General features: G+C 38.6%; 15 protein-coding genes and 1 other annotated feature. Of the genes, 1 reads left to right on the forward strand and 14 read right to left on the reverse strand.

Features of this window, described 5'->3' with window-relative positions:
• Positions 1–105: 105 nt before the first annotated feature.
• From asnS to AC6UDF_RS05725, 5 genes are all read right to left on the reverse strand, one after another.
• A complete protein-coding gene (gene asnS / locus AC6UDF_RS05705; protein WP_500724015.1) occupies positions 106–1,503 on the reverse strand; it encodes an asparagine--tRNA ligase in 1,398 nt (465 codons plus the stop codon).
• 43 nt (positions 1,504–1,546) lie between these two features.
• Positions 1,547–1,756: a binding site (T-box leader), on the reverse strand.
• Positions 1,757–1,802: 46 nt separating this feature from the next.
• Entirely contained in the window at positions 1,803–2,552 is a 750-nt protein-coding gene (locus tag AC6UDF_RS05710) for a sulfite exporter TauE/SafE family protein (protein WP_500724017.1), read from the reverse strand.
• Positions 2,553–2,575: 23 nt separating this feature from the next.
• On the reverse strand, positions 2,576–3,322 hold the full coding sequence (locus tag AC6UDF_RS05715; protein WP_500696847.1) for a sulfite exporter TauE/SafE family protein: 747 nt from the start codon (positions 3,320–3,322) through the stop codon (positions 2,576–2,578).
• A gap of 25 nt (positions 3,323–3,347) precedes the next feature.
• Positions 3,348–4,121: a sulfite exporter TauE/SafE family protein gene (locus AC6UDF_RS05720; protein ID WP_500696035.1), complete on the reverse strand. Its 774-nt coding sequence runs from the start codon at positions 4,119–4,121 to the stop codon at positions 3,348–3,350.
• 17 nt (positions 4,122–4,138) lie between these two features.
• Positions 4,139–4,666 carry a GNAT family N-acetyltransferase gene (locus AC6UDF_RS05725; RefSeq protein ID WP_500724025.1) on the reverse strand — a complete coding sequence of 176 codons (528 nt, stop codon included), beginning with the start codon at positions 4,664–4,666 and terminating at the stop codon, positions 4,139–4,141.
• A 157-nt stretch (positions 4,667–4,823) separates the two neighbouring features.
• Here AC6UDF_RS05725 and AC6UDF_RS05730 point away from each other — a divergent pair, with 157 nt between their 5' ends.
• Positions 4,824–5,705, forward strand: coding sequence for a 3-hydroxyacyl-CoA dehydrogenase (locus AC6UDF_RS05730; RefSeq protein ID WP_500694323.1), 882 nt, complete (start codon positions 4,824–4,826; stop codon positions 5,703–5,705).
• A gap of 44 nt (positions 5,706–5,749) precedes the next feature.
• On the opposite strand, the gene AC6UDF_RS05735 is transcribed toward AC6UDF_RS05730, so the two are convergent.
• The 9 genes from AC6UDF_RS05735 to glmS all read right to left on the reverse strand — a co-directional run bounded on the left by AC6UDF_RS05735 (position 5,750) and on the right by glmS (position 14,023).
• On the reverse strand, positions 5,750–7,090 hold the full coding sequence (locus AC6UDF_RS05735) for a dihydrolipoyl dehydrogenase family protein (protein ID WP_500724019.1): 1,341 nt from the start codon (positions 7,088–7,090) through the stop codon (positions 5,750–5,752).
• An 81-nt stretch (positions 7,091–7,171) separates the two neighbouring features.
• Positions 7,172–7,774, reverse strand: coding sequence for a cation efflux transmembrane domain-containing protein (locus tag AC6UDF_RS05740; protein ID WP_500706785.1), 603 nt, complete (start codon positions 7,772–7,774; stop codon positions 7,172–7,174).
• A complete protein-coding gene (locus tag AC6UDF_RS05745) occupies positions 7,764–8,084 on the reverse strand; it encodes an ArsR/SmtB family transcription factor (RefSeq protein WP_500694320.1) in 321 nt (106 codons plus the stop codon). The genes AC6UDF_RS05740 and AC6UDF_RS05745 overlap by 11 nt, the downstream gene beginning before the upstream one ends.
• Before the next feature lie 87 nt (positions 8,085–8,171).
• Positions 8,172–8,420 carry a hypothetical protein gene (locus tag AC6UDF_RS05750; RefSeq protein ID WP_500694319.1) on the reverse strand — a complete coding sequence of 83 codons (249 nt, stop codon included), beginning with the start codon at positions 8,418–8,420 and terminating at the stop codon, positions 8,172–8,174.
• Positions 8,421–8,470: 50 nt separating this feature from the next.
• On the reverse strand, positions 8,471–9,283 hold the full coding sequence (locus tag AC6UDF_RS05755) for an HAD-IIB family hydrolase (protein WP_500724021.1): 813 nt from the start codon (positions 9,281–9,283) through the stop codon (positions 8,471–8,473).
• A 110-nt stretch (positions 9,284–9,393) separates the two neighbouring features.
• Positions 9,394–10,437, reverse strand: coding sequence for a lactonase family protein (locus AC6UDF_RS05760; protein ID WP_500708223.1), 1,044 nt, complete (start codon positions 10,435–10,437; stop codon positions 9,394–9,396).
• 102 nt (positions 10,438–10,539) lie between these two features.
• Entirely contained in the window at positions 10,540–10,854 is a 315-nt protein-coding gene (locus tag AC6UDF_RS05765) for a hypothetical protein (RefSeq protein WP_500696028.1), read from the reverse strand.
• Positions 10,855–10,914: 60 nt separating this feature from the next.
• Positions 10,915–12,060 (reverse strand): ABC transporter ATP-binding protein, encoded by a 1,146-nt coding sequence (locus AC6UDF_RS05770; protein ID WP_500708225.1) that lies wholly within the window; start codon positions 12,058–12,060, stop codon positions 10,915–10,917.
• Between the two features lie 145 nt (positions 12,061–12,205).
• The gene (gene glmS / locus AC6UDF_RS05775; RefSeq protein ID WP_500694314.1) at positions 12,206–14,023 is read right to left on the reverse strand and encodes a glutamine--fructose-6-phosphate transaminase (isomerizing); all 1,818 of its coding nucleotides are present in this window, start codon (positions 14,021–14,023) and stop codon (positions 12,206–12,208) included.
• Positions 14,024–14,081: the final 58 nt, after the last annotated feature.

A 14,081-nucleotide genomic window follows, 5' to 3' on the forward strand; every position in this document is an offset into this window, starting at 1 on the left:
TCGATTTGTACTAATTTAATAGCTATTTATAGACTATCATTTTTTCATTTGAATTGTTACAAAAGATAACAAAAAGCTCATGATTTCTCATGGGCTCATTTTAGTCTAAAATTTAATACTACCTTGGGTTCTTGGATAAGGGATAACATCACGAATATTATCCATCCCAGTGACATACATCAGTAATCGTTCGAAGCCAATTCCAAAGCCAGAGTGCTTAGTGCCACCGTATTTACGTAATTCGAGGTACCACTCGTACTCATCCTTTGATAAATGAAATTCATCCATTTTGTCAGCCAATTCTTGCTCACGCTCTTCTCGTTGGCTTCCTCCAACTAGTTCACCAATTCTTGGAACCAGAAGGTCTGAAGCAGCAACGGTCTTACCATCGTCGTTATCACGCATATAAAAGGCTTTGATATTCCGTGGATAATCAGTGACAAACACGGGTTTGCCAAACACTTTTTCGGATAGATAACGTTCGTGTTCAGCCTTTAAATCAATCCCCCACTTAACCGGATATTTAAACTCAACGTCAGCTTTTTCAAGCAAATCAATTGCTTCCGTATACGTGATCCGCGCAAACTTCTCGTTCACAGTAGTTTGAAGCAACTTAAGTAAGTTGTCGTCGACGTTATCATTTAAGAATTGAAGGTCCTCTGCAGCATTTTCAAGTAGATAATTAATGACATACTTTAGCATGTCCTCAGACGTTTCGATAATGTCATCTAAATCAGCAAAGGCCATTTCCGGTTCAATCATCCAAAATTCGGCAGCGTGGCGTTTAGTATGCGAATTTTCAGCTCTAAAAGTTGGGCCAAAAGTGTATACGTTTCTAAATGCCAGAGCAAAGGCCTCGACTGGTAATTGTCCACTAACGGTTAAGTTCGTCTCTTGACCAAAGAAATCCTTTGAGTAATCGACTTTACCATTTTCATCCTTTGGCAGGTCATTTTGATCTAAGCTAGTGATCTGAAACATCTCACCAGCCCCCTCCGTGTCACTACTAGTAACAATCGGAGTGTTTACATAGACAAAGCCGTGTTTTTGCATGTATTCATGAATCGCAAAGGCTGCCATCGAACGAATCTTGAAAACAGCGTAAAAAGTATTGGTTCGAGGACGTAAATGTGCAATAGAACGAAGGTACTCAAGTGATTGCTTCTTCTTTTGCAGTGGATAGTCTAGATCAGAAACACCCTCAATCTTAACTTGCTCCGCATGAATTTCAAATGGCTGCGGGGCATCCGGGGTGTCCACGAGTTTGCCAATCACCTTCAGAGTTGAACTAATCGGCAGTTTGATGATGTCATCAAAGTTATCTAGATCACTCTTGACAATCACCTGAACATTCTTAATGTATGAACCGTCGTTGACTTCGATAAAGGCAATCTTTTTAGAATTACGAATGGTTCGAATCCATCCTTCTAGAACTACTGATTCATTACCAAAATCGTGTTTCTTAGTGTACAAATCTTTTGCTAAAACGTTTTGTTCTTTCATACTTAACAACTCCTTTTTAGACAATAAAAAAGACCTCATCTCAAAAAGGGACGAGGTCATCGCGGTACCACCCATATTGTTTATGTAACATAAACCAACTCACACAATGATAACGGATTGCCACCGTTAAGCCCTACTTCGTTCAAGCTTTAAAACTCAAGGTGTTTTTCCCATTAACTCTTTATCGAACTCTCACCAACTTCGACTCGCTATAAAAGAAATTAATGGTACTCGTCCTCTTTATTGTCATATCTTATTTGATTTAAAAATACCATAATCATAGGCTGGTTGCAACAGGATTAGTAAGTTTTAATTCCTAAATAAATGGCCAATAAAATTGCCAAGATTCCGACCCCGTACTTCATGATATTGGATGGGATGAGACGTACGATGGCTGGACCAATGTATCCGCCAATAACCAATCCAATCGTTAGCGTAATCAGAACTGGCCAGTTAATCTGAATTGTAAAAATAAAGATCAAAGCCGAGATCCAATTCATAACTAGTGACATCACATTTCGAATGGCATTATCCACGGCATATGACTCATTTAAGGCTCGCATTAAAATCGCCATGATCAAAATTCCACCACCAGCACCAAAATAACCTAAGTACATTCCAACCAACGTCAGTGCAATGGCGGTAATGGTCTTACCCCATAATCCCAAATGGGTTTTCATTAACTGCTTTTGACTCTTCGGTAGCATGATCAAAACCCCAGACAACATGATGACAACTGGTGCGATATCCGCAAAACTTTTGTTGGAACTATGAAGAAGAATCAGGGAACCGAGTGCAGACCCAATTCCAGCAAAAATAACCACTTTTAAAATGGTCTTACCTTGACCCTTTAATTCTCTTTGAGATGAGGCCACTGCGCTCATGTTACTAAACGCAAAACCAACGATGTTAGTCACACTGGAAACGATTGGTGATAGTCCGGAAGCCAACATTGCTGGATATGAAACAACGCTAGCAAGTCCCACAGCGGTTCCCATAATTCCGCTTAAAATCCCAGCAAAAATCAATAAGAAATACTTTAAAATCAAACTTCCACTTTCTCCTTGTTTTATTAATAAGTCTTAATTCCCAAACAAATCGCTAATACAATGGCACCGATCCCAACCCCATACTTCATAACATTGGATGGAATATGACGTACGACTGACGGCCCAATATATCCACCTACTAGTAACCCAACTGTGATGGCAATCAAAGCCACCCAATTGATTGGCATTGTAAACATAAATATGATGGCCGAAATCCAGTTCAAAATTAACGAAACAAAATTTCGGATTGCATTACAAACAGCATAAGGTTGGTTCACGGCTCGAAGTAAAATTGCAATTAACATGACTCCTCCGCCAGCACCAAAGTAACCTAAATACATCCCAACAAAAAGAAGTGCAATGGCGGTAATTATCTTTCCCCATACGGTCATATGCGTCTCAGATAATTGTTTTTGACTCTTTGGCAGCAACATCAAAACTCCCGAAATCATAATGATGATTGGGGCAACGTTTTCAAAACTTTTATTCGAACTGTTAAGTAAAATTAAAGAACCAATAATGGTCCCAATTCCAGCACAGATGGTAACCTTAAAGATGACTTTGCTTTGTCCCTTAAGTTCTTTTTGGGACGCTAAAATGGCACTTGAATCACTAAAAGCAAAGCCAACCGTGTTGGTAACGTTTGCAACGATCGGTGCAAATCCTGCCAGAAGCATCGCTGGATAAGCAACTAAACTGGCCAGTCCAACCGTACTTTCAAGCACCCCGCTAACAACTCCTGCCACTACTAAAAAAATTAAATTCCACATAATATTTTCCCTACATTCATCTTTTTTAAAAATATGCCTGATATGCTAAAAAAGCAGCCAGGATAATCGCACCAATCGCAACCGTGTACTTCATTACAGCTGATGGAATTACCCGGACAATAATCGGGCCAATGTACCCACCAATAAACAGACCAATGGCAAGCACCACCAAAGCACTCCAACTAATTGGGGTAGTAAAAATAAAGATGGCAGCTGATACTGCGTTCATGGTTAAAGTCGTCACATTTCGGACCGCATTGCAAATGGCGTATGGTGCATCGATAATTCGAATCAAAATGGCAGCCATTAGCACTCCGCCGCCTGCACCAAAGTAGCCAACGTAAATCCCAACAATCACAATGGCAATCGCGGCAATTGCACTCGCTGTTTTTGAAATACTTTCAGAAGCAAACGTTGACTGTCGTTTTGGAATTAACATTAAAACTCCAGACAGTAAGATGACGAAGGGAGCAACATCTTGAAAGCTTTTATTGGAACTATGTAACAGGATAATTGATCCAATAACCGCACCAATGACCGCAAATAGCATAACGTGAAGAGTGACCGAACCCTGTCCTTTGAGCTCTCGTCTCGATGACAAGACGGCACTCGTTCCGCTAAAAATAATTCCCACCGTAATCGTGACGTTTGCCATAATTGGTGGTAATCCAACAAACAAAAGTGCCGGATAAAGAATCACACTTGCCATGCCAACGACACTACTCAACGTTCCGGCAATGATGCTAGCAATTAAAAGAAAAATGCCATTAAATAACAACGAAAGAACCAACTTTCCCAATTAAGATTATTAACTACTTACTTAATGTTACCACTAATTGGCTTCTCCATTATCAAATCACGCTGAGCACTCTCGCCAAGTTGAAATACATGATCCCCAACTTGCTTAAATCCCATTTTTTGATAGAACTTTAATCCGGCATCATTATGTTCCCAGACCCCAAGCCACATCTTGGTCTTATGGTTTCTTTGGGCCTCTCTAACTGCCAGATTGATAAATTTTGTTCCAATCCCATGTCGTTTAAAATTCTTTTTCAGGTAGATTCGTTCAACTTCTAAATAATCCGTCCCCATTTTTTCGGATTGAGCATCATCAATATTCAATTTTAAATAACCTGCTAGTTGGCCATCAACGTAGGCAAAATAAAATTTAGAGTTTGGATTGGATATTTCACTTTTTAGTTTCTCTGGATCATACGCACTGTCTAGGTACTGATTTAAATTTTCAGGTTTGTTTTCAGTTCCAAATGTATCGGCAAACGTCTCCCGACTAATTGCCTGTAAAGACATCACATCGTCAAGAGTTACTCTTCTAGTGTCATTCATCATTACATACCTCCATTAACAATTTAGTTAATATTTTAACTAATTTACTCTGGCTTGCAACCATTGTCATTTATAACAGATAAAGAAGGTTGCTTAAGCGCTTTCACTAGCATAGAATAGAAGTGGATAATAAGTAAATATATAGGAGGAAATCACCATGACATTCAATAACGTTGTCATTGTCGGTGGAGGCACCTTAGGCTCACAAATTGCTTTCATGTCAGCTTTCCACGGAAAAAACACTACTATTTGGGGCCGTTCAGACGGCTCACTCGATCGTGCTAAGGCGCGAGTAGCTCGTTGGGAAAAAGCAGTAAAAAAAGACATTGGAGCTACCGATGAACAGGTCAAGAACGCAGAGGAACATCTCCATTACACCACTGATTTAAAGGCCGCTCTTAAGGGTGCTGACTTAGTTATCGAGGCTCTTTCTGAGGATCCAGATGTTAAAAATGACTTTTACAAAAAGTTCAACGATTTAGCTGATCCAGATACTGTTATCGTTACTAACACTTCGACTTTACTACCATCACAGTTTGCTGATGCTACTGGTCGTCCTGACAAGTATTTGGGTTACCACTTCGCTAACTCAATTTGGAAAAACAATACCGCTGAAATCATGTCACAATCTAAAACTAATAAGGATCTTCCAAAAGAGATGGAACAGTTTTCACGTGAAATTGGAATGGTTCCAATCCTAGTTAACAAGGAACAACCGGGTTACCTATTGAACTCACTGTTAGTACCATTTCTATCAGATGCTTTAGTCCTCTGGAACAATGGCGTTTCTGATCCTGAAACGATCGATAAGGCATGGATGATTGGAACTGGTGCACCACTTGGTCCATTCGCCATTATGGACATTATTGGGATGAAAACCATGTATGATATCACTAAGATGTCAACTAACCCAGAAGTTAAAAAGGCTTCCGAAAAATTCAAGGATATGATTGACCAAGGTAACATTGGTCTTGAATCCGGTAAAGGCTTTTACACTTATCCAGATCCTGATTTCAGAAAACCGGAATTTCTTAAATAGAATTAGATACAAAAAAAAGTTCGCCATTTGGCGAACTTTTTATTTTATAGATGATTCAAAGTCTCAGAACCAAGTGTTGGGAACAATGGGATCAATTCGCTCATCTTTTCTGGTGAGATGTGATACTCAACAAATGGTGCCAAAGTACTAATAACGTTATCAGCTTCAGAACTGATCTCAGTAGCACCTACTAGGTAACCTTGTTTGTCGGTGATTGAAATGGTCTTACCTTTGTTCTCTTGCATTGCAAATCTGAACCAATCAGTGGCAAGGTCTGATTCTTTAACATCATACTTATCAGGGTTGGCCTTAGCTTCGTCAACACTAACACCGATCTCAGCAATTCGTGGTGATGAGAAAACTGCACTTGGAACAGCTGGATACTTAATTGGATCAGTAGTAGCACCAGTAAATAACTTGGTAAGGTACATTGACTCGAAAATGGCAGTTGGAGTTAACTTACCAACTTGTTTATCAAGAACATCGCCAGCAGCGTAAATGCTGTCAACTGAAGTTTGAAGATGATCATCAACTTTGATTCCTTTCTTATCGTAATCAACACCAACTTCTTTAAGACCAAATCCTTCAACGTTCGGATCACGGCCAGTTGCGTCAAGAACCCAATCAGAGTCAATGTCGTCTTTGTTAGTCTTGACTACAAAACCATCACCTGATTTTTCGATTGATTCAGGATCAACGTTTCGAATGATTTGAACTCCTTGAGATTCAAGATCTTTAAGTAATGACTCAACAAATGGTTGATAAAACTTTCTTAAGGCCTTGTCATGGTGCAATAGGATGGTAACCTTAGTTCCAGCATTTGCTGCGATGGTAGCAAATTCAATGGCAATGTATCCACCACCGATAACGGTCATGTGTTCTGGTTGTTTTTCTAAGTTCAAGAAATCAGTTCCATCGTATGCCAAGTCAGCACCGGGAATATCAATCTTGTGATAATGAGCTCCAGTTGCTACAACAAGTTTATCAGCGGTGTACTTGGTACCGTCAACGTCGATGGTGTGCGCATCAACGATCTTTCCATACCCATGGATCACATCGATGCCAACACTCTTTAGACCTTGTTCGATTCCACCAGGTAATTGACTGATAACTTCTTTTTCATGCTTAACGTTATCGGCCCAATTGATCTTAGTAGTTCCATCTAAGCCGTGTCCTTGGAAGTTATCAACGTCTTTTTTCATCTTAACTGGGAAGTCTAAAGCAATCTTAGCGTTACATCCACGGTTAGGACAAGTTCCACCAATCTTGCCAACTTCAATAATGCCAGCTTTTTTACCCTTTAGGGCCAATGGAATAGCACCGTTAAAAGCACCATGTCCACTTCCTAAATACAATACATCAAATTGATAATTGTTTTCACTCATACTTAACACCTCACCTTTTAGTTTTGTACAACTAAACTTTATACAATTATTATTATAGTTCTATAATTGCACTTGTCAAGATTAGCTCTCCACAAGACATTCTAATGCCTCCTTACCAATAAGGAAAACAATTAGAATTGCTGCTGCTGAATCGATCCACCAAATATGGAAAAAATAATTAAGCAAAACTCCGATAAGCACCGTCCCAGCAAGATAAGCACAAGTAACACTACACATGGCATCCTGAATTAAAGCGTTAGAACCAATTACTTTCCCAATCCAATACTTAGCATAGGCGATCATTGGCATGATAATAAGAGACAAAATAGAAATGATGATCCCCATCAGACTGCCATCAGCACCTTCATGCTGAAACAAATTATATCCAGAAGTAACTAGAATATAGACACACAGAAGGAGCAAAATGATGCTAACGATCTTCGTGGCAACCTTATCCACTCGATTAATGTCAATTTTTGAACTCCCTTTAAACTCAATTTCCAAACGAAATAGTAAAACAAATCCAGCAATAATCTCCATCAAACTATCAAGACCAAACGCAATTAATACAATTGAGTGGGCATCGATCCCGGCCTTTAAGCCAACCGAAAATTCTACTATCATCCAAGCAATCGCAACCATCTCAATTATCATTCCATACCCAACCACGTTTTTAGTTTCCATGTTTGACACCCCTTACCACGTGATCCGAATGAGCTAGTCCTTCATTTACAATGTCCATAATATGAGGATCATCCAGGCGATAATAATTTGACTTGCCCTTCCGTTCGCTACTTACCAATTGATGCTTTTTAAGCATTGCCAATTGATGAGAAGTAGCTGATTGTTCAAGTCCAAGTTCCTCACTAATCTCACCAACGTTGAGTAAGTGATTTTCTAACAACACTAACATTTGAATCCGAACCGGATTACTCAAAATTTTAAATAACTCATGAGCTTCTTCTAATTTTTTGGGATTAATCTTAGAATCCATGATTTTCTCCTTATATATGTAATTTATTTCATATGAATACATTATCATATGTATCCTAATAAAAAAAGCCACAACGGCTAATTCATTTTAATCCTTGATTCCATGACTTTTAAAAACAATCTGATTAATAGCGTGATCAATGTCACCAAAGTCAGAAAAAGCCTGGTTAATTGCATCGTTAATCGTAACTTCATCTGAAATCTTAGCTAATGCATCTTTTACGATTGAACGTTTCAACTCAATCTTGTACATCTCAACATCAGGAGTACTTGGATATTTTTCAAAGTACTTATCCAAACGTCCTTCAACAATGTTATTTAATTCTTCGTTATTCATTTTTAATCGCCTCACGTATATTTGTACTGTCATTACCTTACTAAATGAAACTACTGATTATCTAAAATGGTATCAATTGTCCTTAGAACCCCATCATCGTTATTATCAAACTCGGTAACGTGACCAGCGGCGTCCTTTGCCTCCCGAATGCCATTCTTCATAGCATAACTATTCGGAGTTAAATCCAACATTCCTAAATCATTCTCATTATCCCCAAATGTGACAACCTCTTCAGGATTGGCATCATATTTTTTCATCAAATAGCGCACGCCAGTTGCTTTGTCGATCCCTTTTACACCAATTAGGTCGGTATTAAAGCCAGAGTTCAAACTCTCAAGATTATCTGGAAGCATCTGTCGCATTTCATGAACTTTTCGCATCACGTTTGCACCTTGCTTAAACGTCACACCAACTTTTACTAATTGATCATCAGTGTTCTCACTTGTGATGTTAGCCAAATCATTCAAACGGACCGTATTACTATAGTATTGTTTCATTAACTGATACATTTTTTCGGGTAGCCTTTTATCTACATAAGTATGCTTAAGCCCAGATACGTTAACCCCGACAATGTCAGGGCCAAAATCATCATAAAGCATCTTTAACGTCCGTTTAATCTGATCATCATTCAGCGATTCGGCATGGACTAAATCATTTCCACGATAAATTACTGAACCATTTTGAGAAATAAAATCCATTTGGTCCCGATAATCAACAAACAGGCTTTGTAATTTATCATTCGGTCCGCCACTAGCGACGGCAAAATTAACGTTTTGGTGTTTCATTTTTTGAAACGTTTTTAAAAACTTAATCTCATCATATCGATTAGCTTCATTTAAAAAAGTTTTGTTCATATCTGTCACAATTAATTTAATCAAAATCTCCACCCCACCTGTTTAAATTAATTATATCAATTTGTTAAGGGAATGAAAAAAGTTAACGCTATAAAAGCATTAACTTTTCATTAAATTAACTATTTTCGAGGAGCAACACAGGTTCCCTCTGGTACCGCAAAATCCTTTTGAATGACAGACAACTTACCATTCTCATGATTTCGCTCGTACAAGGTTGCGTTATTAGTGTTTTGATTTACAGCAATTAGAAAGGATTGATCTGAATTAAAGTTAAAATCACGCGGAAATTCCCCTTCAGTTGAAATTACTTGAATTCGCTCTAAGTCACCATCATCTAGGACCTTAAAAACAGCAATCGAATCATTGCCACGATTAGAAACATACACAAACTTCTCATCGTTAGTTATTCGAATTGCAGCTCCACCATTAGCATCTTTGTAGTCATTGGGAATAGTTTTAACAACCTGTTGGACGGTAAAGATGCCAGCTTCTTCATTATAATCAAGAACTGCAATCTTACTACTTAGTTCACCAATTAAGTAAGCCTTTCCCGTCGATTCAGCAAAAGCAATGTGTCTTGGACCAAATCCAGGTGACAACTGAATCTCACTAACAGGAGTAATCTCACCCGCGTCAGAAACATCATACAAATAAACTCGATCCAATCCCAGGTCACAAATCACTAAGCGATCATCAGGAGTTAGATCGGCATAGTGTGGATGAGGACCACTTTGTTGTTCTGGTAGTGGACCGGTCATTCCATCGTCATGGATTCGCTGTGATTCTTTGACAGTCCCGTCACTTTCAATGTGATACGCAATGACATTACCAGTATGATAATTTGCTGTATAGACCATCTGGCGTCCTTCGTCTACAGTAATGTAGGCTGGTGAGGGACCTACTTCAATGTCTTCTTGCATTAATTTAGCTGGCATGGTGCTGCTATCAAAAACAGCAATCCCACCACGTGTTTCCGCTTCATCTTGATTACGATCAATCGCATAAATTTTATGGTCATCAGACTCAACAACATAGGTTGGACAGCTAATTTGCGCAATTAGCTGAGCATTTTCCAGCTGTTTTTTGTCTTTGTTTAATTCAATTTGATAAACGCCCTTACTAGTTTTTTGGGTATAAGTTCCAATTAAAAATTTTTCAGTCATCATCAACACCTCCAAATATTATTCATACTCATTATGCCATATTTGGTGGTTGGTGATAACAAATATTAATGATTTAATTCACAAAAAGATTAGCCAATTGATTTAACCAATATGGTTCTCTTTTAAAATCATCTGGACTTCATGATCCATTGCTGGGGTTCGTTTCCACTCCTCAAAGTGGTCAAAGTTTTCCTTTGGCATCACATAATTCTGGTTAACATAGTTCTCGTAATTAATGACATGAACGGAGTGAGGAATGTTTAGTTGAAGGATTCGAACCTGTTTAATCATTTTTCGTTCTGCAGCAAGCTCAGCTCGTCCGTTCTGCACCATGTTGCTGATTTCAAGGTACTTAGAACCATCTAATCGCGTAATTTCCTCAATCAATGTAAATGTTTCATGACTCTTCATTGCCATCTAAATCTTCCTCCTAAACAAAAATGCTATTATTCACTTTGATGAATAATAGCAAAATTTTTATCGTTGTCCCCAGGCATGTTTCTCAAGTTGCTTGTATTCATGCTTAGTGACCATTACTGATTTTCCATTTTTCTTTTGGTACCTCATCTTCTTACTTGGATGAACAATGTAACTTGGGTGTCTAACAACAGCCATCGTTGGATGACCAGATACATTTACCAAGCAAAAGAAAATCATGGCAAATAAAACCGCCCACGTCATAACCTTAGTGGTCAATGGCATCTTTTCTTGAATAACTTCACTATAGAACCGCTTATGGATGGTTCGTGCTGGATTAGGATCATTCGGGTGATCCTCAGCATACTCATTAGTAATTTCTTTTTGATACTTATTAATATCAAAATTCTTCTGAATGGTCTTTTCTTTTTTCTGGAATTGTTTTTTCTCTTTTTTGCTTAACGATTTAAACCACTTGATGAACTTCTGATATTCGGAGACGACTTCTTCCATCGGACCAATTTTCCGTAGCTTCCCGTAGTTAATCCAAGCAACCCGATCACACAACAGACGCACCTGCTTTAGTGAATGAGATACAAAGATAATGGTCTTACCTTCTTCTTTGAATTCATCAATCTTATCAACGCATTTTTGGTAGAAAGTATCGTCACCAACGGACAAGGCTTCATCAATAATCAAAATGTCTGGCTTAATGTGAACGGCAATGGCAAAGCCAAGTCGGGACCTCATACCACTAGAATAGTCTTTTACTGGTTGATCAACAAAATCACCAATATCAGCAAAGGCAATGATATCATCCATCATGTCATCAATTTGGTGGTTTGTAAGTCCCTGCATCAATGACTTCATTCGGATGTTTTCACGGCCAGTTAAATTCTTTCTCAAGCCAGCGTTAATTGCCACGATCGAAGTATCTCCGCGCACGTCAACTTGGCCGGTCGTTTGCGGAATAATGCCAGAAATAATGTTAGAAATGGTTGACTTTCCTGAACCATTTACACCAATGATTCCCAATGCTTCACCAGGCTGAACGGTAAATGAAATTCCCATCAAAGACCAAAAATGTGGGGTTTTATTTTTCCTTGATAATGAGAAAAACGACTTTAACTTGTCAGATTGAGTCTTGAACATGTCATACTCTTTGGTGACATCTTGTACTTTAATTTTATAATTTTTTTCAGTCATGGTTTACTTCCTAAATTCAAAATTACAACTGACACGATAATAAAATAATACGAGAAAATTACTAAAATGTAAAGAAAGTTCAGTACTCAACGATGCTTCAACAACATAATAAAAGAGCTACCAAGAATGGTAGCTCTTAAAAACATTATTCAACTGTAACACTTTTAGCAAGGTTTCTTGGACGATCAACGTTCAATCCCTTGTTCAAACTAGTGTAATAAGCAATTAGTTGAGCTGGAATGACACTAAGCAGCGGTGTTAACAACTCATCAACGTCTGGGATAACAAACGTATCACCATCTTGAGCTAGACTTTGTCGCACGATCGTCAAAGCACTGGCACCACGAGCTGCAGTTTCTTCCAGATTACTACGAGTTAATCCAGCGGTCTTCTTCTGGGTGATAATACCAATCACTGGAGTGCCCTTTTCAATCAATGCAATCGTTCCGTGCTTAAGTTCACCAGAAGCAAAGCCTTCCGCATGGACATAAGAAATTTCTTTTAACTTCAACGCTGCTTCAAGGGAAACAGTGTAATCAACCCCACGGCCGATGTAAAAGGCCTGTTTAGCATCAACGAAATATTTCTTAGCAATTTCATCAATCTTATCTTTTTCTTCAACAATTGACTGCATCCCAGTCGCAACCAAACCCAATTGTCGTGCTAAATCAAAATCTTTTGCGACCTGACGATTACCCCGCATACCAACGGCCTTTGCCAAAATGGCTTGGATTGCAATTTGAGCAGTATATGCTTTAGTTGAAGCAACTGAAATTTCTGGACCAGCATTAAGCAACATCGTGTAAGTTGCTTCGCGTGACAAGGTCGAATTAGCAACATTAGTAATGGTTAAACTAGGGAAATGATGCTTGTTAACGTTCACTAAAACTTCCCGACTGTCAGCGGTCTCCCCACTTTGAGTCAAAAAGATAAAGAATGGTTTCTTAGAAAGCAATGGATCTTCGTAAGCAAACTCGGATGAGACGTGCACTTCAGTTGGAATTCCAGTGTACTTCTCCATCAAATCTTTACCGACTAATCCAGCATGATAACTGGTACCAGCACCCACGATATAGATTCGATCTGAATCAAGGATGGTATCCATTACGCCACAACCAACGTTCATGTTTCCGTCTGCATCAAAGTACTCTTTAACTAATTTTCTCATGACATTGGGTTGTTCATCAATCTCTTTAAGCATGTAGTAAGGATAAGTCCCCTTATCAGACGCACTTGGATCAATGGTTACCTTGAACTGATGACGCTCTACTGGCTTACGGTTTTCATCAAGGATGGTTACCTTATCAGGCTTTACGATCGCAACGTCACCATCAACCACCTCAAGAAAAGTATCAGTAACGTCTAACATGGCAATTGAATCAGAGCATACTACGTTGAAACCGTCACATAATCCAATCAACATGGGGCTTTTGTTTTTGGCTGCATATAAAGTATCTGGATCTTCTTTATCCATTAAGATAAAAGCATATGAAGAATTTTTAAGGAGTGAAAGCATCTTAATGAAGGCATCCTTCGTGCTCATTTTGTCTTCAGTCACAAACTTATCAACCAATTGGACCGCCACTTCGGTGTCAGTTTGACTATGAAACTTAACGTCTGATAAGTATTCTTTCTTCAATTGTTCATAGTTTTCGATCACACCATTGTGAACCAGATAGAAACGATTGTCATCTGAGAATTGAGGATGAGCATTTTCAATGTTCACTCCACCATGAGTGGCCCAACGAGTGTGCCCAATTCCGGCAGTTCCCTGAACCTCTGGTCCAATTTTTTTCTTTAAATCGTCGATACTTCCAGTCGTTTTCACTAAATAATCTTTGTGGTCTTTTCCTTCCACAAAGATTCCGGCTGAATCATATCCTCGATATTGTAATTTTTCTAATCCATTAACTAAAATGGATGTCGCATTCTTATTGCCTGTAACTCCAACGATTCCGCACATGGGAATGACCTCTCTTTAAAATTGGTATAGATGTATTTAAATTTTATTTATATACTTA

The organism is Fructilactobacillus sp. X2R6C1, assembly GCF_059901295.1.